24 protein-coding genes are annotated in these 19,382 nt (G+C 68.7%); 10 read left to right on the top strand and 14 right to left on the bottom strand.

The window, feature by feature from the left end; translation table 11 throughout:
- The first annotated feature begins 34 nt into the window (after positions 1 to 34).
- A complete protein-coding gene (locus tag BN3385_RS13385) occupies positions 35 to 670 on the top strand; it encodes a class I SAM-dependent methyltransferase (RefSeq protein ID WP_059017224.1) in 636 nt (211 codons plus the stop codon).
- Here the strand turns inward: BN3385_RS13385 and BN3385_RS13390 are convergent.
- Positions 656 to 1,372 carry an NAD-dependent deacylase gene (locus BN3385_RS13390; protein ID WP_059021912.1) on the bottom strand — a complete coding sequence of 239 codons (717 nt, stop codon included), beginning with the start codon at positions 1,370 to 1,372 and terminating at the stop codon, positions 656 to 658. The two genes, BN3385_RS13385 and BN3385_RS13390, sit on opposite strands and share 15 nt — an antisense overlap.
- 37 nt (positions 1,373 to 1,409) lie before the next feature.
- On the opposite strand from BN3385_RS13390, the gene BN3385_RS13395 reads away from it, so the two are divergent.
- Positions 1,410 to 1,775, top strand: a complete 366-nt coding sequence (locus BN3385_RS13395; RefSeq protein ID WP_059017225.1) for an Rv1152 family transcriptional regulator — start codon at positions 1,410 to 1,412, stop codon at positions 1,773 to 1,775.
- 4 nt (positions 1,776 to 1,779) lie between these two features.
- On the opposite strand, the gene BN3385_RS13400 is transcribed toward BN3385_RS13395, so the two are convergent.
- Both BN3385_RS13400 and BN3385_RS13405 read right to left on the bottom strand, forming a co-directional pair.
- Positions 1,780 to 2,595 (bottom strand): class I SAM-dependent methyltransferase, encoded by an 816-nt coding sequence (locus BN3385_RS13400; RefSeq protein WP_059017226.1) that lies wholly within the window; start codon positions 2,593 to 2,595, stop codon positions 1,780 to 1,782.
- Between the two features lie 118 nt (positions 2,596 to 2,713).
- Complete coding sequence (locus BN3385_RS13405) at positions 2,714 to 3,235, bottom strand: DUF1697 domain-containing protein (RefSeq protein ID WP_059017227.1); 522 nt, start codon at positions 3,233 to 3,235, stop codon at positions 2,714 to 2,716.
- 30 nt (positions 3,236 to 3,265) lie between these two features.
- Here BN3385_RS13405 and BN3385_RS13410 point away from each other — a divergent pair, with 30 nt between their 5' ends.
- On the top strand, positions 3,266 to 3,709 hold the full coding sequence (locus BN3385_RS13410; RefSeq protein ID WP_059017228.1) for a PPOX class F420-dependent oxidoreductase: 444 nt from the start codon (positions 3,266 to 3,268) through the stop codon (positions 3,707 to 3,709).
- Positions 3,710 to 3,727: 18 nt separating this feature from the next.
- Positions 3,728 to 3,904 (top strand): DUF5302 domain-containing protein, encoded by a 177-nt coding sequence (locus tag BN3385_RS28175; protein WP_156432745.1) that lies wholly within the window; start codon positions 3,728 to 3,730, stop codon positions 3,902 to 3,904.
- Here BN3385_RS28175 and BN3385_RS13415 read toward each other — a convergent pair.
- The 7 genes from BN3385_RS13415 to BN3385_RS13445 all read right to left on the bottom strand — a co-directional run bounded on the left by BN3385_RS13415 (position 3,901) and on the right by BN3385_RS13445 (position 11,402).
- A complete protein-coding gene (locus BN3385_RS13415) occupies positions 3,901 to 5,112 on the bottom strand; it encodes an MFS transporter (RefSeq protein WP_059017229.1) in 1,212 nt (403 codons plus the stop codon). The genes BN3385_RS28175 and BN3385_RS13415 overlap by 4 nt on opposite strands.
- Before the next feature lie 102 nt (positions 5,113 to 5,214).
- On the bottom strand, positions 5,215 to 6,852 hold the full coding sequence (locus tag BN3385_RS13420; protein ID WP_059017230.1) for a monocarboxylic acid transporter: 1,638 nt from the start codon (positions 6,850 to 6,852) through the stop codon (positions 5,215 to 5,217).
- Positions 6,849 to 7,199 carry a DUF485 domain-containing protein gene (locus BN3385_RS13425; RefSeq protein WP_059017231.1) on the bottom strand — a complete coding sequence of 117 codons (351 nt, stop codon included), beginning with the start codon at positions 7,197 to 7,199 and terminating at the stop codon, positions 6,849 to 6,851. The genes BN3385_RS13420 and BN3385_RS13425 overlap by 4 nt, the downstream gene beginning before the upstream one ends.
- A 137-nt stretch (positions 7,200 to 7,336) precedes the next feature.
- Positions 7,337 to 9,061, bottom strand: coding sequence for a sodium/solute symporter (locus BN3385_RS13430; protein ID WP_059017232.1), 1,725 nt, complete (start codon positions 9,059 to 9,061; stop codon positions 7,337 to 7,339).
- Positions 9,058 to 9,441, bottom strand: coding sequence for a hypothetical protein (locus tag BN3385_RS13435; protein ID WP_059017233.1), 384 nt, complete (start codon positions 9,439 to 9,441; stop codon positions 9,058 to 9,060). The genes BN3385_RS13430 and BN3385_RS13435 overlap by 4 nt, the downstream gene beginning before the upstream one ends.
- Positions 9,434 to 10,210 (bottom strand): LytR/AlgR family response regulator transcription factor, encoded by a 777-nt coding sequence (locus BN3385_RS13440; RefSeq protein WP_059017234.1) that lies wholly within the window; start codon positions 10,208 to 10,210, stop codon positions 9,434 to 9,436. Before BN3385_RS13440 ends, BN3385_RS13435 begins: the two co-directional genes overlap by 8 nt.
- Positions 10,211 to 10,220: 10 nt before the next feature.
- Positions 10,221 to 11,402 carry a sensor histidine kinase gene (locus BN3385_RS13445; protein WP_059017235.1) on the bottom strand — a complete coding sequence of 394 codons (1,182 nt, stop codon included), beginning with the start codon at positions 11,400 to 11,402 and terminating at the stop codon, positions 10,221 to 10,223.
- Positions 11,403 to 11,433: 31 nt separating this feature from the next.
- Here BN3385_RS13445 and BN3385_RS13450 point away from each other — a divergent pair, with 31 nt between their 5' ends.
- Both BN3385_RS13450 and BN3385_RS27635 read left to right on the top strand, forming a co-directional pair.
- A complete protein-coding gene (locus tag BN3385_RS13450) occupies positions 11,434 to 12,009 on the top strand; it encodes an HhH-GPD-type base excision DNA repair protein (RefSeq protein WP_059017236.1) in 576 nt (191 codons plus the stop codon).
- 41 nt (positions 12,010 to 12,050) lie between these two features.
- On the top strand, positions 12,051 to 12,197 hold the full coding sequence (locus tag BN3385_RS27635) for a DUF1059 domain-containing protein (RefSeq protein ID WP_082690458.1): 147 nt from the start codon (positions 12,051 to 12,053) through the stop codon (positions 12,195 to 12,197).
- Positions 12,198 to 12,270: 73 nt separating this feature from the next.
- On the opposite strand, the gene BN3385_RS13455 is transcribed toward BN3385_RS27635, so the two are convergent.
- Genes BN3385_RS13455 through BN3385_RS13465 form a run of 3 tightly spaced genes read right to left on the bottom strand, consistent with a single transcriptional unit; the run spans position 12,271 to position 14,967 of the window.
- On the bottom strand, positions 12,271 to 13,680 hold the full coding sequence (locus tag BN3385_RS13455; protein WP_059017237.1) for a wax ester/triacylglycerol synthase family O-acyltransferase: 1,410 nt from the start codon (positions 13,678 to 13,680) through the stop codon (positions 12,271 to 12,273).
- A gap of 7 nt (positions 13,681 to 13,687) precedes the next feature.
- The gene (locus tag BN3385_RS13460; protein WP_082690459.1) at positions 13,688 to 14,392 is read right to left on the bottom strand and encodes an Rv1157c family protein; all 705 of its coding nucleotides are present in this window, start codon (positions 14,390 to 14,392) and stop codon (positions 13,688 to 13,690) included.
- A 14-nt stretch (positions 14,393 to 14,406) separates the two neighbouring features.
- Complete coding sequence (locus tag BN3385_RS13465; RefSeq protein ID WP_059017238.1) at positions 14,407 to 14,967, bottom strand: hypothetical protein; 561 nt, start codon at positions 14,965 to 14,967, stop codon at positions 14,407 to 14,409.
- Positions 14,968 to 15,207: 240 nt separating this feature from the next.
- Between BN3385_RS13465 and BN3385_RS13470 the strand changes: the two genes are divergently transcribed.
- On the top strand, positions 15,208 to 16,386 hold the full coding sequence (locus BN3385_RS13470) for a mannosyltransferase (RefSeq protein WP_082690460.1): 1,179 nt from the start codon (positions 15,208 to 15,210) through the stop codon (positions 16,384 to 16,386).
- Here BN3385_RS13470 and BN3385_RS13475 read toward each other — a convergent pair.
- Complete coding sequence (locus tag BN3385_RS13475) at positions 16,361 to 16,648, bottom strand: 4a-hydroxytetrahydrobiopterin dehydratase (RefSeq protein WP_059017239.1); 288 nt, start codon at positions 16,646 to 16,648, stop codon at positions 16,361 to 16,363. The genes BN3385_RS13470 and BN3385_RS13475 overlap by 26 nt on opposite strands.
- Before the next feature lie 26 nt (positions 16,649 to 16,674).
- On the opposite strand from BN3385_RS13475, the gene BN3385_RS13480 reads away from it, so the two are divergent.
- The 3 genes from BN3385_RS13480 to BN3385_RS13490 are packed head-to-tail and all read left to right on the top strand — an operon-like array spanning position 16,675 to position 19,372.
- Entirely contained in the window at positions 16,675 to 17,070 is a 396-nt protein-coding gene (locus BN3385_RS13480) for a (deoxy)nucleoside triphosphate pyrophosphohydrolase (protein ID WP_059017240.1), read from the top strand.
- A 42-nt stretch (positions 17,071 to 17,112) separates the two neighbouring features.
- Positions 17,113 to 18,291 (top strand): cytochrome P450, encoded by a 1,179-nt coding sequence (locus BN3385_RS13485; RefSeq protein WP_231748849.1) that lies wholly within the window; start codon positions 17,113 to 17,115, stop codon positions 18,289 to 18,291.
- A 4-nt stretch (positions 18,292 to 18,295) separates the two neighbouring features.
- The gene (locus BN3385_RS13490; RefSeq protein WP_059017242.1) at positions 18,296 to 19,372 is read left to right on the top strand and encodes a hypothetical protein; all 1,077 of its coding nucleotides are present in this window, start codon (positions 18,296 to 18,298) and stop codon (positions 19,370 to 19,372) included.
- The last annotated feature ends 10 nt before the right edge of the window (positions 19,373 to 19,382 follow it).

Raw genomic sequence — 19,382 nt, forward strand, 5'->3', positions numbered from 1 at the left:
CGTTGGAGGGACCACGGCGGGAGGACCCTCGACAATGACGTCACAAACCTTCGACCACCCCTTCTTCGCGCGGTTCTGGACGGTGATGTCCGCTCACGAGTCCGGGGCCATGAAGAAACTACGCAAGCAGAACCTGGCCGACTTGCACGGCCGGGTCCTGGAGATCGGCGCCGGTACCGGCACCAACTTCGAGTTCTACCCCGACACCGTCACCGAGGTCGTCGCCCTGGAGCCCGAGACCCGGCTGGCCCCGCAGGCCAGGGCCGCCGCCGCGGCCGCGGGGGTTCCGATCACCGTGATCGAAACGACGGTCGAGACCATGCCCGCCGCCGAACCGTTCGACGCGGTGGTGTGCTCGCTGGTGCTGTGCTCGGTGGAGAACCCGGAAGGTGTTCTGCGCCAACTGAAATCGGTTCTCAAACCCGGTGGGGAGTTGCGCTACTTCGAGCACATCGCCCAGCCGGGCTGGCGCGGTGGGTTGCAGCGGGTGGCCGATGCGACGATCTGGCCGCGGATGGCCGGTAACTGCCACACCCATCGGGAGACCGAGCGGGCGATCGCGTCGGCGGGCTTTGCGATCCAAACCGCGCGGCACGAAGCGACTTTTCCGGCCTGGGTACCGCTGCCGGTCCAGGAAGTCGCGCTGGGCCGGGCCCTAGCTCCCCAGTAGCTCCGGCAGCTTCTGCAACAGCGTGGGCAGCGCGGTGCTGGCCGATTCCCTGATTGTCAGGGTGGCGGTGCTCGACAGCGGGGTGGCTTCCGGATTGACCTCGATCACCACCGCGCCGCGTGCCAGGGCCACCTCGGGCAGGCCCGCCGCGGGGTAGACGATGCCGGAGGTGCCGACCACCACCAGGATGTCGGCGGTGGCGACGGCTTCGACGGAAGCCTGCCACGGCTCGTCGGGCAACTGCTCGCCGAACCAGACGATGCCGGGCCGGATCAGCCCGCCGCACTCGCAGGTGGGCGGCATCTTCTCCAGTTCGGGTTCGGGCATATCGGGTAGCGGGCCGTGATAGCGCGAACCGCAAGTGTCACACCAGAATTCGGAGAGGCTGCCGTGCAGGTGATGCACCGGCTTGCTCCCGGCCCGCTCGTGCAGATCGTCGACGTTCTGGGTGATCACCGTGACGTTGGCGTAGTCCTGCCAGGCCGCGACGGCCCGATGCCCGCTATTGGGCTCGACGGTGGCGACCAGGTGGTGGCGCCACAGATACCAGGCCCACACCCGCTCGGGGTGGCTTTGCCAGCCCTGCGTGCTGGAGAGTTCGTAGGGGTCGTATTTGGCCCATAATCCGGTCTCGTCATCGCGGAACGTCGGGACTCCGCTTTCGGCTGAGATCCCCGCCCCGCTGAGCACCGCGATATGCACATCCACCAAAATAGCCGGTCTCAGCGATAATTAGCATGTGTCGGAGTTGGGGGATTGGTTGCGCGTGGACACACACGCGCCGAAACCGTTATTTGATCAGTTGAGAACCCAGATCATCGACGGCGTCCGCGCCGGTCGGTTGCCACCGGGTACCCGGCTGCCCACCGTTCGGGAACTGGCCGGGCAACTCGGGCTGGCGGTCAACACCGTCGCCAGGGCCTACCGGGAACTGGAGACGGCCGGGATCGTCGAGACCCGGGGCCGGTTCGGAACGTTCGTGGCCCGGGCCGATCCGGCCGATGCGGCGATGGCCGCCGCGGCCAACGCCTACGCCGAAACCGCGCGGGCACTGGGCCTGGGCAAGCCCGAGGCGCTGCGCTACCTCGACGCCGCATTCGGCTGACCGGTCAGCCGAACTCCAGCAGGGTGTAGGCGCCGCGCACGTTGCGGGCCGGGCGGAACGCCCAGATTGCCGGGAACACCTTCTCGAAGAAGAAGCCGCGGCCCCGCGGCATCGGGATGTCGTGCACGGCCGTCACGCCCGGCATCGTGTTGACCAAGTCGGCCAGCTGATCCACCGAGAGGCTGAACGGCATCGGCGGCACCCGGTAGTGCTTGGAGGATCGCATGCCCTTGGGTGCGAGCTTCTTGACCATCACCGGCGGCAGGTCGAAGAACATCTGGCCGCCGGGAAAACGCTTGGCGCACTGGGCGATCAGGTCCATCGCCTCATGCGGTTGCAGATACATCAGCAGGCCCTCGGCGGTGATGAACACGCCGTTGCTGCTGTCCACCCGGTCCATCCAGCTGTAGTCGAGTGCCGACTGCGCCAGGTTGGTGATGCGCGGATCGGCCGGCAGCAGCCGCTCGCGCAGTTCGAGCACCGGCGCGAAGTCCACCGACACCCAGCTGAACTGCGGGTCGCTGATCGCCTCGTTCAGGCGCCAGAAGCTGGTCTGGAAGCCCTCGGCCAAGGCGACCACGGTGGCCTTCGGGTGGGTGCGCAGGTAGGCCTTGGCGCAGCCGTCGACGGCCAGCGAACGCAACGCCATTTCCTGGCCCTTGCGGCCGAACTTGTCGTAGTCGAAGGCGATGGCGTCGCGTAGCTGGATCGCCATCGGGTCGTGCAGGATCGCCCCGGGCAGGCCGGCCTGGTGGGCGCGGCCGTTGAGGGTCAGCAGTGCGGTTTCGGAGACGCCGGTGAGCGTGACAGGCTGGTTCATCACCAAAAACAGTACCCGCGGGACTCAGCGGGTCTGGGCCGCGCCGAATGTGCATCCACTGCGAAAAATGCCCCTCTTTCTCGCAGTGAGCGCACGTTCGGCGACACCTGACGGCGGCTTAACGCAACACTTTGGTCAGAGTCCGCAGATTGCGGGTGGTGGTCGAGGACTTGTAGCGCTTCTTGCCCATCGTCTTGCCGATCGTGGAGTCCAGCGTCGAGGACTTGGGCACTTGCCAGTAGAGGACACCGTCGCCGCGGGCGATCTTCTCCTGCGGTCCGGCGCCGGTCGCGAGCTCGGCGAGTTCGTCGAGAATTTCGGGATCGCTGACGAACGTGACGTAGGAGTGGTGGCCTTCGACCTCCGCCTCGAACGGGTAAGCCTGGGCGATGGTGCCCACGGTGTCGAGGTCATAGACCAACACCCAGGCGTCATAGCCGAACCGCTCGCGCAGGGCGGCTTCGGCCGTGGTCCGGACCTTCGCGGCCGAGGCGGAGGAGTCCAGGACGACGTTGCCGGAGGCCAGGATCGTGCGCACGTCACGGAAGCCGGCGTCGGTGAATGCGGCTGCGACGTCGGCCATCTTGAGGGTGATCCGGCCGACGTTCACCCCGCGCAGGAAAGCCGCATAGCGGGTCATGACCGCAGATTACCCACGTAGTCTCGGGGTATGTCCCGCCACGTGTTCGACGACAAGCTGCTGGCGCTGATCGCGGGCAACTCGCTCGGGGTGCTGGCCACCATCAAACGCGACGGACGGCCACAGCTGTCCAATGTGACCTACCACTTCGACGCCCGGGAACCGGCCATCGAGGTGTCGATCACCGAACCGCGGGCCAAAACCCGCAACCTGCGCCGCGACCCGCGGGCCTCCCTGCTGGTGGCCTCCGACGACGGCTGGTCGTATGCGGTGGCCGAGGGTGAGGCCGTGCTGAGCCCTCCGGCCGCCGCGCCCGACGACGACACGGTGGAGGCGTTGATCGCGCTGTACCGCAATGTTGCCGGTGAGCATCCGGACTGGGACGAATACCGCCAAGCGATGGTGACCGACCGGCGGGTGCTGCTGCGGATACCGATCACCCACGTGTACGGGATGCCACCGGGTAAGCGCTGAACGGTTTAGGCTGCCAGCATGGCCGAGTCAGAGTCCGAATCGCAGGACGACACCAAGCGCAAGTTCCGTGAGGCCCTGGAACGTAAGAAGGCGAAGTCGGCGGGCGGTGCCGGGCACACGGACGGCGGCAACAAGCAGCCCCGCGCCCACGGCCCGGTGGAGAACCGCCGGGAGTTCCGCCGCAAGAGCGGTTAGTCGCTGCGCGCCGCCGAAAGCGTTGCCGGCGAACGACTGCCGGATTCCTGACGCAGGATCGCGGCCAGGCAACCCAGTGCCAGCACGCCGACAGCGGCGGCGAACACGATGCCACTGGGCCGAAGTCTCAGGGCGTGGGCGGCGAACCCCTCGCTGATCACCGGTACCGAGATGGCGATGTAGGCCACCACGAAGTACGTGGAGCTGACCTCGGCGCGCCGCTGTGCCGGCGTTCGCTGGGCGACGGCGGCCAGCCCGCGGCTGAAGCTGATGCCCTGCCCGATGCCGGACACCACCGCGGCGGCGATCAGCCCGGCCAGCGACGAAAACACCAGGGCGACAACCAGGATCGCCATGCCGGTGGCCAGGATGGCGCAGCCGATCGCCACCGCCCGTCGCGGCTCCAGCCGGGTCGCGGCGATCTGCGCCACCGCGGAGGCTGCGAAGATCGACCCGGCGATGACACCGGCCAGCGCGTGGTTGTCGATGCCGACGACGGTGGCTAGGAACGAGGGCGCCACCGAGGTGAACAGTCCGGTCACCGAGAATCCGGCGAACGCCGCGAGCGCGGCGGTGATGAACACCGAGCGGACTTCCGGCGGGACGGAAAGACGTTGGAACCCAATCGTTCCGGTGCGGCTGGAGGTCTCCGGTACGATCAGCACGGCGACGGTGGCGAGCACGGCCAGCGCGATGTGCACGATGAAGGTCAGGTGCAGCGGTGCCGGGGCGTACTGGGCGAGTACCCCGGCCAGCACCGGCCCGGCACCCAAACCGCCGATGTTGGCGACTGTCGCCACCGCAGGCGCCCGGTCCCGCCAGCTCTCCGGAGCCGCCTCGATGATCGCGGCCGTCCCGGTACCGGTGAACAGCCCGGCCGACAGACCCGACAGCACCCGCCCCACCAGGAGAACCGGAACCGAGTCGGCCACCAGGAACACCGCCGCACTGGCCAGCGCACAGGCGGTGCCGGCCAGCAGGATGGGCCGCCGGCCGACGGCATCCGACCAGCGGCCGAAGGCCAGCAGCGCCATCAGCACCCCGCCGGCATAGCTGGAGTAGATGATCGTGGTGGTCAGCACGTCGAAGTGCATCCGCTGGGAGTACAGCGCATACAGCGGCGTCGGCAGCGTGGTGCCGGCCATCATCGCGGCGAAGGCGTAGGCCAGAAGCGCGAACGAGAGAGCTCGCCGGGTGGGGGCGGTCATGGGTCCCGGTGGGGCAGGAGCGAAGCGACCTGGGGTCATGGTGAAGTCAACGTCGTCGACACACCGTGACCATTCCCGCACCCGGCGAGATTCTCACCTCATTTAGTGATGGGTGGCCTTCTCCGCGCCCACACCGGTCAGCGAGCGGACCTCCATCTCGGCGTTGAGCTCCGGATCGCCGGTGTCCGAGGACGTCAGCGTGCCGATGATGCCGAGGATGAACGCCAGCGGGATCGACACGATGCCGGGGTTGGCCAGCGGGAACCAGTCGAAGTTCGCACCGGGGATCATTGCGGTCTTGGTCCCCGACACCGCGGGGGAGAACACGATCAGCACGATGCAGCTGATCAGGCCGCCGTACATGCTCCACAGCGCGCCGCGGGTATTGAATCGCTTCCAGTACAGCGAGTAGACGATCGTCGGCAGGTTGGCCGAGGCCGCCACCGCGAACGCCAGGGCCACCAGGAAGGCGACGTTCTGTCCGTTGGCCAGGATGCCCAGGCCGATGGCGGCGATACCCAGCACCACCGCGGTGATCCGGGAGACCCGTACCTGTTCGTCCTCGGTGACCTTGTGGTTCTTCAGCACACTGGCGTACACGTCATGGGCGAACGAGGCCGAGGCGGTGATCGTCAGACCGGCCACCACCGCGAGGATCGTCGCGAACGCGACGGCCGAGATGATGCCGAGCAGGATCACCCCGCCGAGTTCGAAGGCCAGCAGCGGAGCCGCGGAGTTCTGCCCACCGGGCGCCTTGAGGATTCGGTCGGGGCCGACGATGGCCGCCGCGCCATAGCCCAGCACCAGGGTGAACAGGTAGAACGCGCCGATCAGCGCGATCGCCCAGACCACCGAACGGCGGGCCTCCTTGGCGGTGGGCACCGTGTAGAACCGCATCAGCACGTGCGGCAGGCCGGCGGTGCCCAGCACCAGCGCCAGACCCAGTGACAGCAGGTTGATCTTCGACATGGTCGAGGCGCCGTACTGCGCACCGGGTGCCAGCACATCGCGGCTGGCCACACCCTTCGTCGTCGCCTCGTGCACCATGTTTTGTGCCGAGCCGAGGATCTCGGAGAAGTTCAGCCCGAACTTGGCCAGCACCAGGATGGTCATGAACGCCGCACCGGCGATCAGGAGGACGGCCTTGATGATCTGCACCCAGGTGGTGCCCTTCATCCCGCCGATCAGCACGTAGACGATCATCAATACGCCGACGACCGCGATGACGAACGACTGTGCGGTGCGGCCGTGGATGTCGAGCAGCAGCGCCACCAGGCCACCGGCACCGGCCATCTGGGCCAGCAGGTAGAACAGCGACACCGTCAGCGTCGAGGTGGCCGCGGCCAGGCGCACCGGCTTCTGCTTGAGCCGGAAGCTCAACACGTCGGCCATGGTGAATTTGCCTGTGTTGCGCAGCAATTCGGCCACCAGGAGCAGGGCCACCAGCCAGGCCACCAGGAAGCCAATCGAGTAGAGGAAGCCGTCGTAGCCGTAGACCGCGATGGCGCCGGCGATGCCGAGGAAGCTGGCCGCCGACAGGTAGTCACCGGCGATGGCGATGCCGTTCTGCGGGCCGGAGAAGGCGTGGCCGGCGGTGAAGAACTCGGTGGCGTTGGTGTTGGAGCGGCTGGCCCGGATCACGATCACCAGCGTGATGATCACGAAGGCCACGAAGATGCTGATGTTGACGGCGGGGTTGCCGATGGTGCTGCTCTGCGCGAGCAGGGTCAGGTGATTCACTGCTGGCTCCAGTGCATTTCGTTGCGGATCTTCTCCGCGCGCGGGTCGAGTTCGCGGTTGGCGAAGCGGACGTAGAGGCCGGTGATGAGGAACGTCGTGACGAACTGGCCGAGCCCGAGCAGCAGGCCGACGTTGATGTTGCCCCACACCTTGATCGCCATGAAGTCATGGGCGAAGGCACCCAGCAGGACGTAGCTGGCGTACCAGATCAGGAAGAACGCGGTCGTGGGGAACACGAAGCGGCGCAGGGTGCGGCGCAACTCCTGGAATTCCGGGCTGGCCTGGACGGCCAGGTATTGGGCACCGCTGGGTTGGGTCTCCCGCGGTGGGATTTCGGTTGAGGACACCGCACGCTCCTGTGGTTGTGAACTCGATGGTGTTCACAGGGTATTGAGAGGTGGATCACAGTCCTAGGGCCCACGAGGTGAACAGTCGGACCCTGCGCTGAACGGTTGTCCGGGGGCGACGAGCGGTCAGCCCGCCGCTAGCCGCGGGGCACCCGCTCCACACCCATGCCGAGGCGTTCGGGTACGTGCATCCGAGCGAAGATCCGCGCCACGTCGGCCGGCACCGTCTGCCGGGTGAGCCGGCTGACCACCACCATCGTCGCGAAGGCCAGCGGCACGGTGACCGCGGCCGGGTAGCCGATGAGCGTGGCCGGCCAGCCGCGCAGCGCATCGTCGTCGACCCACCCGGTGACCGCGAGCAGCGCGGCCAACCCCGATGACAGCGCGCCGACCACCAGGCCCGCCACCGCCCCGCGCGCGGTCAGCCCGCGCCACCAGATGCCCAGCACCAGTAGTGGACACAGCGTTGAGGCGGCCACGGCGAACACCAGGCCGACGCCGCGGGAGAGCTCCAGGGAGGCGGCGATCAGTGACAGCGGGATGGGGATGAACCCGGCCACCAGCGCCGCCAGCCGGAAGTCGCGGACCCGGCCGCCCAACAGGTCGGTGGACACCGCGCCGGCGATGCTGACCAGCAGACCCGAGGACGTGGCCAGGAACGCCGCGATAGCGCCTGCGGCCACCAGCGCCGCCATCAGTTCGCCCGGCAGCCCGGCGATGGCGGCCGACGGCATCAGCAGCACCGCCGCGTCGGACTTGCCGGTGATCAGCAGCTGTGGCACGTACAGGCGGGCGAACACCCCCAGCAGGGTGGGGAACAGGTAGAACAGCCACAGCAGCGCGATCACCGCCAGCGCGGTGCGCCGGGCCGTCCGGCCGTCCGGGTTGGTGTAGAAGCGGACCAGCACGTGCGGCAGGCCCATGGCGCCCAGGAAGGTGGCGACCATGATCGAGAACACTTGGTAGAGCGGGTGTTTGCCGCCGAACCCACCGCCGTTGGAGATCCACTGCGCCCCGGTGACCGGGGCCCCGGCCACCACCGGCGTCTGCGCCCCTGCGGCCAGTCGCAGGGTGGTGCCTTCAGGCAGGGTGTACTGGCCGGGCCCGGGCAGGGCGCCGGTGAGGGTCGGCCCGGTGACCGTGATGCCGGCGGGATCGGCGACGGTCACGACGACGTCGGTGTCGACGGTGACGGTGGTGGCGCGCTCGACGGTGGGCGGCAGCGGTCCGCCCAGTTGCGGATGTTCGGTGCCGACGTGGAACAGCAGCACCAGGGCCGGTATCGCCACCGCGGTGAGTTTGAGCCAGTACTGGAAGGCCTGCACGAAGGTGATCGACCGCATGCCGCCGCCGACCACGTTGACGATCACGATCGCGCCTACCAGGACGGGCCCGATCCAGACCGGTACGCCCAGAAGCGTTTTCAGCGTCAACCCGGCACCCTGGTATTGCGGCACCAGATAGAGGATGCAGACGGTGACCACCACCAGCATCGCGACCTGGCGCAACCGCGCCGAGCCGAGCCGGAACTCGGCGAAGTCCGGAACGGTGTAGGCCCCGGAGCGGCGCAGCGGGGCCGAGACGAACAGCAGCAGACCCAGATAACCCGCGGTGAAGCCGACCGGGTACCACAGGGCGTCGGCCCCGTATTTGGCGATCAGGCCGGCGACCCCGAGAAACGATGCCGCCGAAAGGTATTCACCGGAGATGGCCGCGGCGTTCCAGCGCGCCCCCACGGTGCGGGAGGCCACCAGGAAGTCCGACGTGGTGCGGGCGAGTCGAACACCGTAGGCGCCGACGGCCACCGTCGCGACCGCGGCGGCCAGCAGTCCACCGGCGGTCAGCGCGGTCGAGGTGTTCACTGCGGGGGCCTGTCATCGTCGACCACCCCGATGAAGTCCCGCTCGCCCTGTTCGGCCAGCCGGATGAACAACCGGCCCACCCCGTACATCGCGGGGTAGACCAGCACGGCCAGGATCAGCCAGTTCAGTCGCATCCCGAACACCGTGACAGCGGCCAGTTCCGGGAACGCGGCATTGAGCAGCGGCAGGGCGGCCATGCCGCCGGCCACCACCGCCGCCAGCCGCAGCGCCAGCCCGAGCTGGGCGCGCACCAGGCCGCGCACCAGCGCGTCGCCCACCTCGGTCTGCTCCTGGACCTCGACGCGGGTGTGCACCACCCGGGTGCCGCGGCGGTGGGCCAGCACCACCCGCTGGCGTTGCGGGCGGCCGGATCTAGTCATTGCCGCCGCCGGGGCGGAAGGTCCGCATCGGGTCGCGGATCAGCCGGTCGCGCAGTTCGCGGGCCTGGCGGCGGCTGACGGGCAGCTCGACCGGCGGCGAGGAGCCGTTGGCCCGCAGCCGCACCATCGTCGAGGCGCCGGAGGTGCGCAGGCCGGTGACCATGTTCAGCGCCACCAGATAGGACCGGTGCACCCGCTGGAAGCCACGGCTGCGCCAGCGATCTTCCAAGGTGCTCAACGGAATTCGGACCAGATGCGATCCGGATGCGGCGTGCAGGCGGGCGTAGTCACCCTCGGCCTCGACCCAGCCGATGGTGTCGCAGCGCACCAGTTGGGTGACGCCGCCGAGTTCGACGGGGATGGTGTCGCCGATCGGTTCGTCGGCGCTCGGCGCGGGTTCGGCGCTGCGGGCGGCGGCCACCCGGCGGACGGCCTCGTCGAGGCGTTCCTTGCGGATCGGCTTGAGCAGGTAGTCCAGCGCCCCGACTTCGAAGGCGGCCACCGCTTTGTCGTCGTGGGCGGTGACGAACACGACCGACGGTGGATGCGCGAAGTTGCCCAGCACACTGGCCAGTTCGAGGCCGGACAGGCCGGGCATGTTGATGTCGAGGAAGATCGCGTCGACGGTGCGCTCGTTGAGGATGCGCAGCGCGGAGGTGGCGTCGCCGACGCCGATCACCTCACCGATCTCGGGATGGTTGCCCAGCAGGTAGGTCAGCTCGTCGAGGGCGGGCGCTTCGTCGTCGACCGCGAGAACCGAAAGCCCCATCCCACCTCCCTTACGCGCGCACGCCCGCGGCGAACTTGGGTACCCGCATGATGACCTTGGTGCCCGCGCCCGGAGCCGTCTCGACCACCAGACCGTAGTCGTTGCCGAACGCCGCGCGCAGTCGATGGTCGACATTGGTCAAACCCACATGGGCGGCCTGCTCGCCGTCGGCCAGCACGTCGCCGTGCCCGGAGCGCAGGGTCTCCGGATCCATGCCGATGCCGTCGTCCTCGACGCTGATGACGCAGTCGGATCCTTCGTTGCGCGCGACGATTTCGATCGAGCCGCCCTGGCGCCCGGCCAGGCCGTGCCGCACGGCGTTCTCGACGAGCGGCTGCAACGCCAGGAACGGCACCACCACGGTGAGCACCTCGGGGGCGACCTGCAGGGTGACCGACAGGTTGGGCCCGAACCGGGCGCGCTCCAGCGTCAGGTAGCGGTCGATGTTGCGCAGTTCGTCGGCGAGCACGGTGTAGGGACCCGCCGAGCGGAACGAGTAGCGGGTGAAATCGGCGAATTCCAGGATCAGGTCGCGGGCCCGGTCGGGGTCGGTGCGCACGAACGAGGCGATGGTGTTCAGGGCGTTGTAGATGAAGTGCGGGCTGATCTGGGCGCGCAGTGCCAGCACCTCGGCGCGGTCGAGGCGGGCGCGGGAGGCGTCGAGCTCGGCGAGCTCGAGCTGGCTGGCGGCGTAGCGGGCGACCTCGCCGATGGCACCGAGCATGCCGGGCGCCGGTTCGGCGGCGTTGACGGCGACGAGCACCCCGATCACCACGCCGTCATCGTCGAGCAGGGGCTGGGCGACCACTGCGGGGGTCTGGTCGCGAGCCAGCACGCGGCGTTGACCGGCGATCGAGTCGGCGGCGGTCTGCCGGCACACCGCGGTGGTGGCCGGTGTCCACAGCGGCTCACCGGGCGGGTCGGCGGCCAGCAGGGTGCCCTCGCCGTCGTAGAGCGCCACACCGTCGGCGCCGGTCAGTCCACGCAGATGGGGGGCGGCGCTCTGGGCGGAGTCAGCGTCGAGGCCCTTACGCAGGGAGCGGGCGGCCAGTGAGGCGGTGTGCAGGGTGGCGTGCACGGCACGTTCGGCGGGGGTGCTCACCCGTTGGCGGGTCAGGACGGCCAGCATGCCGATGATGAGCGCGACGGCGGCCAGCGCGAGCGCTACCGCGATCGCCACCGCTCCCGACATCTCGCCTCCTCCCGCGACCTACACTGACGCCATGGCGCAGCTGCAACTGACCCAGGATGCCGCGGCAGACACCCTGCTGTCCGAGGATCCGTTCGCCCTGCTGATGGGGATGATGCTGGATCAGCAGATCCCGATGGAAGTCGCCTTCGCCGGCCCGCGCAAGCTGCTGGAGCGCCTCGGCGGGATCGACCCGCGCACCATCGCCGACTACGACCCGGAGTCGTTCGCCGCGGAGTTCGCGAAAACGCCTGCGGTGCATCGCTTCCCCGGATCGATGGCCAAGCGGGTGCAGGACCTGGCCCGCGAGATCGTCGACCGCTACGACGGAGACACCGCGCGGCTGTGGCTCGACGGCGACCCGGACGGTGCCGAGGTGCTGCGCCGGCTCAAGGCGCTGCCCGGGTTCGGTGAGCAGAAGGCCAAGATCTTCCTGGCGCTGCTCGGCAAGCAGTACGGCGTGACGCCCCGCGGCTGGCGCGCCGCCGCGGGCGACTACGGCAAGGCAGGCACCCACATGTCGATCGCCGATGTGGTCGACAAGGGGTCGCTGGACGAGGTCCGGGCGTACAAGAAGAAGATGAAGGCCGCAGCGAAGGCGAAGGCCTGAGCAGTCGGGAACAGAAGGCCAAGGCCTGATAGGGAGGCATCATGAAGACCCATCTGAACTGCCCGTGTGGCGAGGCGATCCGCGGCGAGAACGAGGACGAACTCGTCGAGCTCACCCAGGCCCACCTGGCCTCGGCGCACCCCGGTCTGGAGTATGACCGGGACGCCATCCTGTTCATGGCTTACTAGGCCACGTTGACACAGAACTCACGCAGGGTCCTACTCGACCTTCTTGTGCGTGGTTTCTGAGTCAACGCCTGGTTCAGGCCACCCGGACGGCGGCCTCCAGGTCCGCCAGGGCCTTCTCGGTCAGCGGGATGAGGTCGTCGATGTCGGCGACCACGTCGCGATCGGCCACGTAGCCGACGCCGATGCGGTCGGCGTACGAGCACACCGTGACATTGAGCGCCATGCCGTCGTAGACCACCGAGACGGGGTAGATCTCGTCGACGTGGGCGCCGTTGAAGTACCGCTGTTCCTGCGGGCCGGGCACGTTGGAGATCGGCAGGTTGTAGCTCGGCCGCACCCAGGACGTGAACGGCAGCTGGGGGAGTAGCACCGTCGGCCCGATCGCGGGCATCAGCACCAGCAGCATTGCCCCCGGTCCCTGCGCGGCCACCTGATGTTTGACGTTGCCCATGGCGTAGTGCACCAGCGTCAACCGCTGACCGGCGTCGTCGATATTGGTGCCCAGCGGGCACAGGCCGAGCCCGAACATGTTGCCGTGCTCGTCATCGGGGGTGGCCGCCGGGTCGCGCACCGTCACCGGGCAGATCGCCACCAGCGACTGGTGCGGCAGCTCGTCCTGTTCGGCCAGCCAGTCCCGCACCACACCGGAGACCACGGCGGTGACGACGTCGTTGCCGGTCACCCCGGCCACCTGCTGGATAGCCCGAATTCGGTTGCGGTCCAAGCTGGTTGCGGCCACCGCGCGCTGGCTGCCCAGCTTGGTGTTGAACCGGGTGTGCGGGGCGCCGAACGGCGGTGTCACCGCGGGGGTGGCGATGCTGCCCAGGATGTTGGCCAACTCGCCGGCCACCACATGGCGGGTCAGGTTCACCCCGGAGGCGGCCACCCCGGCCGCAGCCTTCACCGCCGACAGCGGGTTCGGTAGCCGCCGACCCGTCGGCTGTGGCCGTGGTTCGGGGACCTCGGCGCACGCGTAGAACGGCGGCATGTCGCGCTGATCGGGATCGGTGCTCAACGAGTCACCGATCATCTTCAGCCCCGCCACCCCGTCGACCACGATGTGGTGAACCTTGATGTAGAACGCGAACCGCCCGTCGGGCAGGCCGTCGATCAGGTAGGCCATCCACATCGGCGCGGTGCGGTCCAGCGGCAGCGCATGCAATCCGGACACCAAGTCCCACAACGCCTCTGGGCCGCTGTCTGCCGGCAGTGTGCGGCGCTGCATGTGGTGGCGCAGGTCGAGATCGTCGGCCTCACGCCACACCCACAGCCCGGCGGTGTCGATACCGCGGTAGGGCCGCCGGCGTAACCGGGGGTCGATCGGCACATCCGCGGTGAGGCTGTCGGAGTAGAGCTGCTCGACATAGCGATGGGTGTCGACACCTTCCGGTGGGGACAGGATCATCACCACGGCCACGTGCATCGGGCTCGACAACAGCTCGCCCGTGAGCATCAGGGCGTCAATCGGGTCGAGCGTCTCCATCTCCCAATCAGGGTACGACGGTGGAGCCGATCGTCGGCATGAAAGTGCACTGCTTGTCCACAGTGGTCACCTGGCCGAAGATCGTCGACATGATGCTGCCCGAGCCGGTATCGACGACGGCGGTCAGCGTGGTCGGGCCCTGCGGGTTGATGTCCGGGTTCGGCTTGAGCGTGGCGCTACCCGACTTACCGGTGGTCAGGTTGACCCAGGTGACGTTGAGCGGCAGCTTCTGCTCGGCCGCCGGGGCGGGCGTGCCGACCGCGGTGAACACATAGGCCGTCTGGCCGGGGCCGGGGCCGGGGGTGGGGATCTTGGCCGGGCCGGCGACCGACCCGTGGGCGACGCCGGTCAGTGCCGTCGCGGCCGGGGGTGCCGCGGCGGGCAAGGCGGTCATCGGGCCCGCGGCCCCACCCTCCTGCACGAATTTGGTGACCTGCTGAGCCAGGGCTGCCGACCCAGCCGGCGTGGCGGCATTGCCCGCCAGCTGGGAAGCGGCGGCCAGCAGCAACTGCTGCGCCGATGAGGGATTCCCCGCGGCCTGCTGGATCACCGGGCTCAGGTTCTGCACGGCGTCCAGGCCGGGCAGCTGGCCGGGGTCCAGCGGGATGGTCGGGTCGGCGGTCGCGACCGGAGCCAGACTCAGGGCCGCGACGAGCGCGGCGGTGGTCAGGCCGGCGGACAGCTTGGCGATCTGCACGGTGTGCTCCCTCATCGGGTTGTTGGCGGTCAGGGCAGAGCGGACAGCGGCAGCAACTGGCCGAGGCCGGCACCGCCCGGGGTGACCGGCGCGATCGGCGGGTTGCTGGCCGGCGGCACCGCAGCGGGCGCGCCCACCGGCGGGTTGGAGATGCCGGGGGTGTTACCGATGGCCACCGGGAACGGCATGGACTCCGGGGTCAGGTTGGCCAGGTTGCCGGGCACCCCGAGCTGGTTGAGCAGCGGGATGATCGGTCCGGCCAGGCCGCCGGAGGTCGGGGCCGGAGCCGGCGTTGCGGGCAGCGGCGCGGTGCCCGGAGCGCCGACGATCGGCGAGACGGGCATCGTCTGCGCCGGGGCGCCGGTGATGGCCGACGCGCCGGTCAGTGCGGTCGCGGCGGTCTGCATCAGCGCCGCGGCGCTGGCCGGGTTGGTCGCGATCTGCTGGAGCATGTTGAGCGCCGGCACGCCGGGGACGGCGGGCGGTATGGCCGGGTCGGCGGCCGCGGTGGGGCTCAGCGCCAGCGCCGCCGAGCACAGTCCGGCGGCTGCAATCGCGTTGGCGGCGAACAGCTTTGTGAAACGTGACATGGTGATCCCAATCCCTCGATGGCAGGTCTGAACCCGAAGGTAGTCCGTTACTAGAGTTACTCAAGTGACACGTGTGGCGGTTATTCAACCGTTACGGCAGTGATGGCCGATGGTGATCCGCCGCGCCGCGTCCGGCTCCGCATCGATCCTGCGCACAGGGCGGCGACACGCCGACGGCGCACGCCCTCACCGCAGACTCGATGACGTCGGCGACCACCCGAAACTGGCTACAGTCTTGGGGTGAACACGACGGCCCGGGTGGCCCGGCTCGCCCCGGTGGCGCTCGTCGTGTCCATCGCGGCCCGGCTGGCGTGGACCTATCTGGTGCCCAACGGCGCGAACTTCGTCGACCTTCACGTCTACATCGGCGGCGCGGCGGCCCTCGATCAGCCCGGCACGCTGTACTCCTACGTCTACGCCGACCAGACGCCGGACTTCCCGCTGCCGTTCACCTATCCGCCGTTCGCCGCCTTGCTGTTCTACCCGCTGCACCTGCTGCCGTTCGGTCTCGTGGCGTTCTGCTGGCAGATCGGCATCATCGCCGCGCTCTACGGCGTGGTGCGGGTCAGCCAGCGACTGCTCGGCATCGCCGATGGTCAGCCCGCCGCGATGCTGTGGACCGCGGTGGCGATCTGGATCGAACCGCTGCGCAGCACCTTCGACTACGGCCAGGTCAACGTCATCCTGGTGCTGGCCGTGCTGTGCGCGGCCTACACCTCACGATGGTGGCTGTCGGGTCTGCTCGTCGGTGTGGCGGCCGGTATCAAGCTCACCCCCGCGGTCACCGGGCTGTACTTCCTGGGCATGCGGCGCTGGGGCGCGGCGATCTTCTCGGCCGTGGTCTTCTTCGCCACCGTCGGGCTCTCCATCGCGGTGATCGGCCAGCAGGCTCGCTACTACTTCACCGACCTGCTCGGCGATGCCAGCCGGATCGGCCCGATCGGCACCTCGTTCAACCAGTCCTGGCGCGGCGGCATCTCGCGCATCCTGGGTCACGACGCCGGCTACGGGCCGCTGGTGCTCGCCGCGATCGCGGTGACGGCGGTGCTGGCAGTGCTGGCCTGGCGGGCGCTGGGTACCGACGGGGATCGCGACCGGCTGGGCTCACTGCTGGTGGTGCAGTTGTTCGGGCTGCTGATCTCGCCGATCTCGTGGACCCATCACTGGGTGTGGTTGGTGCCCTTGATGATCTGGCTGCTGCACGGGCCGTGGCGGATGCGCGCGGGCGCGCGGGTGCTGGGCTGGGGGTGGCTGACGCTGACGCTGATCGGGGTGCCCTGGCTGCTGAGCTTCGCCCAGCCGACGATCTGGCAGATCAGCCGCCCCTGGTATCTGGCCTGGGCCGGGCTGATCTACATCGTCGCGACGGTGATCACCCTGGGCTGGATCGCGGTCAGCGGTCGCCGAGAAGCCCGTTGATCTCCCGCGCCAGCTCGACGTCCTTATCGGTGATCCCGCCCTCGGAATGCGTGACGAGCGCGAAAGTCACAGTGCGCCAGCGGATATCGATATCGGGATGATGGTCACGGCGCTCGGCCAGATCAGCCACCCGGCGCACCCCCTCGATCCCGTCGAGGAAGCTGCCGAACGTCACCGAGCGGCGCAGTGCACCATCTTTGCGTTCCCAGCCGTCGAGCTCCGCGGCGGCGGCGTCCACTTGTTCATCGGTCAACACGGCCATCCTTCGACGGTATACCGTCGGACGCCATGGTCACCCAGATCGTTGTCGCCGGTGCGCTGATCGCCGACGGCGCGTTGCTGGTGGCCCAGCGGCAGCGACCACCGGAGCTGGCCGGTCTGTGGGAACTGCCCGGCGGCAAGGTGGCGGCGGGGGAGACCGAAGCCGAGGCGCTGGTTCGGGAATTGCGTGAGGAACTCGGGGCCGACGTGACCGTCGGGGCGCGGCTGGGCGACGACGTTGTCATCGGGGAGACGCTGATCCTGCGGGCCTACCTCGTCACCCACACCGGCGGCACCCTGCATCCGCACGATCACCGCGCGCTGCGCTGGGTCACCGCGGCCGACGTCGAGGATCTGCCGTGGGTGCCCGCCGATCGCGGCTGGCTACCGGAGCTCGCGAAACTCCTCGGGTGTCAGGCCTGATCACCCTATGATCTGGGCGTGCCCACCGACGTGAAGCCGGACATCGATCTGACCGACGGGCGGTTCTACGCCGGCGGTACCGCGCGCGAGGCCTACCGCTGGATGCGGGCCCACCAGCCGGTGTTCCGCGACCGCAATGGCCTGGCCGCGGCCGCCACCTACCGTGCCGTCATCGATGCCGAACGCAATCCCGAACTGTTCTCCAATGCCGGTGGCATCCGGCCGTCCACCCCGGCGCTGCCGCACATGATCGACATGGACGACCCCGCGCACCTGTTGCGGCGCAAGCTCGTCAATGCCGGCTTCACCCGCAAGCAGGTGAAGGACAAGACGAAATCGATTGAGGCGCTGTGTGACACGCTGATCGACGCGGTATGCGAGCGCGGCGAGTGCGACTTCGTCCGCGACCTGGCCGCGCCGCTGCCGATGGCCGTCATCGGCGACATGCTGGGGGTGGCCCCCGAAGACCGGGCGACGCTGCTGGCCTGGTCCGACGACCTCGTGGTCGCCCTCAGTTCGACGGCGTCGGAGGAGATTCTGGAAGCCTCGGTCAACGCGCTGCTGGCCTACAACGAGTTCATGGCCGCCACCATCGAGAAGCGCCGCCGACAGCCCACCGACGACCTCGTCAGCGTGCTCATCGGCGCCGAGGTGGACGGCGAGAAGCTGACCGACGAGCAGATCATCTCCGAAACCCTGCTGATCCTGATCGGCGGCGACGAGACCACCCGGCACACCCTGTCCGGCGGCACCGCCGAACTGTCCCGCCACCGGCACCAGTGGGAGGCGGTGCGCGCCGACGGTGCACTACTGCCCGGTGCCGTCGAGGAGATGCTGCGCTGGACCTCACCGATCAAGAACATGTGCCGAATCCTGACCGCGGACACCGAGTTTCACGGCACCGAGCTGCATGCCGGCGAGAAGATCATGCTGCTGTTCGAGTCGGCCAACTTCGACGACACCGTGTTCGACGATCCCGATGTGTTCCGCATCGACCGCAACCCGAACAACCACGTCACCTTCGGGTTCGGCACGCACTTCTGCCTCGGTAACCAGCTGGCCCGCCTCGAGCTGACCGCGATGACGCAGCGCGTGCTGCACCGGCTGCCCGACCTGCGCCTGGCCGACGGTGCGGACCTGCCGCTACGACCGGCCAACTTCGTCAGCGGGCTGGAGGCCATGCCGGTGGTGTTCACCCCCACCGCACCCGTCCACCACTGAGGCCATGGCCGTTCTGCGGTTCATCTGGCAACGCATCCTGGCGTTCGACCGGATCGGATCGCGTATCCCGCAGCTGATCCAAATCTGGCTGCTGGAGTTCTTTTTCGTGATGCCGCTGGCCTTCTTCATCGGCAAGCTCATCGACATCCGCGGCGGCTTCGGCGTCCCCGGCACCGGCGAGAAGCTGGGTGGCACCTTCTGGGCGGCACTCGTCATCGCCATCGTCGCCGGGTTCTTCTTCGTGCGCTCGCTGGTGCGTCCGCGGATCGTCTCGGGTTCGTGGGCCCCGGTGGTGAAGGCCGACGTCGGGGACTTCACCGTGTTCGCGGCCAACAACCGGGCCCGCGTCGACTACGTCTACCTCACCAGCCACCCGTCCTACGCGCTGCTGCTGCTGATCACCGCGCCCATCCCGGCGGTGATGGCGCTGGCCACCATCAATCAGGGCGACAGCACCTTCTATTGGCGCGTCACCGGCATCGTCGGCCTGATCATCCTGGCCGGTATGGCACTGGCGCGTGTATTGGCTTGGTACGTCTTCAGATTCGGCCGCCGACAGCTTGATGACCAGCTGGCCGACGCGCCTGTCTCGCCGCGCCGGCTGGGGTGGGAGATCGCCTGGAAGCCGGTGCTGATGCTGGTGGTGCTGATGTACGCCATCGTCTGCATCCCGCTGGGCTGGATGTGGCTGGCCGAGAAGCGCACCATCGCGCACCTGCCACAGGTGACGGTCGCCGACACCGTCCACCCGGGGGACTACCGCCGCATCGAGGGCGCCGTCGTGGGTGCGCCGGTGTACTGGGCGCCCAACGGCACCGGCCGCGGCGGCAACAACTACGCCGGGGCCGGGGTGCTCGTCGACCTCGACAGCGGCGGGCAGGCGCTGCTGCTGGCCGAGTCGCTGTCGGTACCGGATTTCCGCGGCGTGCTCAAGCACGTCGAGAACGGCCGACTGAGGGCCACCGGCAAGATCGTCGACGAGATCACTGATGTCCAACGCAAGTACTACGGATTCGACGTTGACGCATTCGGCCCACCCCCGGCCGACGGGAGGGTGATGATGCTGTTGTCCTACCCATAGGAGGCGCATC

The organism is Mycobacterium sp. M26 (genome assembly GCF_001494595.1).
Taxonomy (GTDB): domain Bacteria; phylum Actinomycetota; class Actinomycetes; order Mycobacteriales; family Mycobacteriaceae; genus Mycobacterium.

Excerpts from the sequence above, each read along its gene's own strand:
- BN3385_RS13385 (WP_059017224.1), top strand. The coding sequence starts at position 35 with ATGACGTCACAAACCTTCGACCACCCCTTCTTCGCGCGGTTCTGGACG.
- BN3385_RS13400 (WP_059017226.1), bottom strand. The coding sequence starts at position 2,595 with ATGAACCAGCCTGTCACGCTCACCGGCGTCTCCGAAACCGCACTGCTG.
- BN3385_RS13405 (WP_059017227.1), bottom strand. The coding sequence starts at position 3,235 with ATGACCCGCTATGCGGCTTTCCTGCGCGGGGTGAACGTCGGCCGGATC.
- BN3385_RS13410 (WP_059017228.1), top strand. The coding sequence starts at position 3,266 with ATGTCCCGCCACGTGTTCGACGACAAGCTGCTGGCGCTGATCGCGGGC.
- BN3385_RS28175 (WP_156432745.1), top strand. The coding sequence starts at position 3,728 with ATGGCCGAGTCAGAGTCCGAATCGCAGGACGACACCAAGCGCAAGTTC.
- BN3385_RS13415 (WP_059017229.1), bottom strand. The coding sequence starts at position 5,112 with ATGACCGCCCCCACCCGGCGAGCTCTCTCGTTCGCGCTTCTGGCCTAC.
- BN3385_RS13435 (WP_059017233.1), bottom strand. The coding sequence starts at position 9,441 with ATGACTAGATCCGGCCGCCCGCAACGCCAGCGGGTGGTGCTGGCCCAC.
- BN3385_RS13440 (WP_059017234.1), bottom strand. The coding sequence starts at position 10,210 with ATGGGGCTTTCGGTTCTCGCGGTCGACGACGAAGCGCCCGCCCTCGAC.
- BN3385_RS13445 (WP_059017235.1), bottom strand. The coding sequence starts at position 11,402 with ATGTCGGGAGCGGTGGCGATCGCGGTAGCGCTCGCGCTGGCCGCCGTC.
- BN3385_RS13450 (WP_059017236.1), top strand. The coding sequence starts at position 11,434 with ATGGCGCAGCTGCAACTGACCCAGGATGCCGCGGCAGACACCCTGCTG.
- BN3385_RS27635 (WP_082690458.1), top strand. The coding sequence starts at position 12,051 with ATGAAGACCCATCTGAACTGCCCGTGTGGCGAGGCGATCCGCGGCGAG.
- BN3385_RS13455 (WP_059017237.1), bottom strand. The coding sequence starts at position 13,680 with ATGGAGACGCTCGACCCGATTGACGCCCTGATGCTCACGGGCGAGCTG.
- BN3385_RS13460 (WP_082690459.1), bottom strand. The coding sequence starts at position 14,392 with ATGAGGGAGCACACCGTGCAGATCGCCAAGCTGTCCGCCGGCCTGACC.
- BN3385_RS13465 (WP_059017238.1), bottom strand. The coding sequence starts at position 14,967 with ATGTCACGTTTCACAAAGCTGTTCGCCGCCAACGCGATTGCAGCCGCC.
- BN3385_RS13475 (WP_059017239.1), bottom strand. The coding sequence starts at position 16,648 with ATGGCCGTGTTGACCGATGAACAAGTGGACGCCGCCGCCGCGGAGCTC.
- BN3385_RS13480 (WP_059017240.1), top strand. The coding sequence starts at position 16,675 with ATGGTCACCCAGATCGTTGTCGCCGGTGCGCTGATCGCCGACGGCGCG.
- BN3385_RS13490 (WP_059017242.1), top strand. The coding sequence starts at position 18,296 with ATGGCCGTTCTGCGGTTCATCTGGCAACGCATCCTGGCGTTCGACCGG.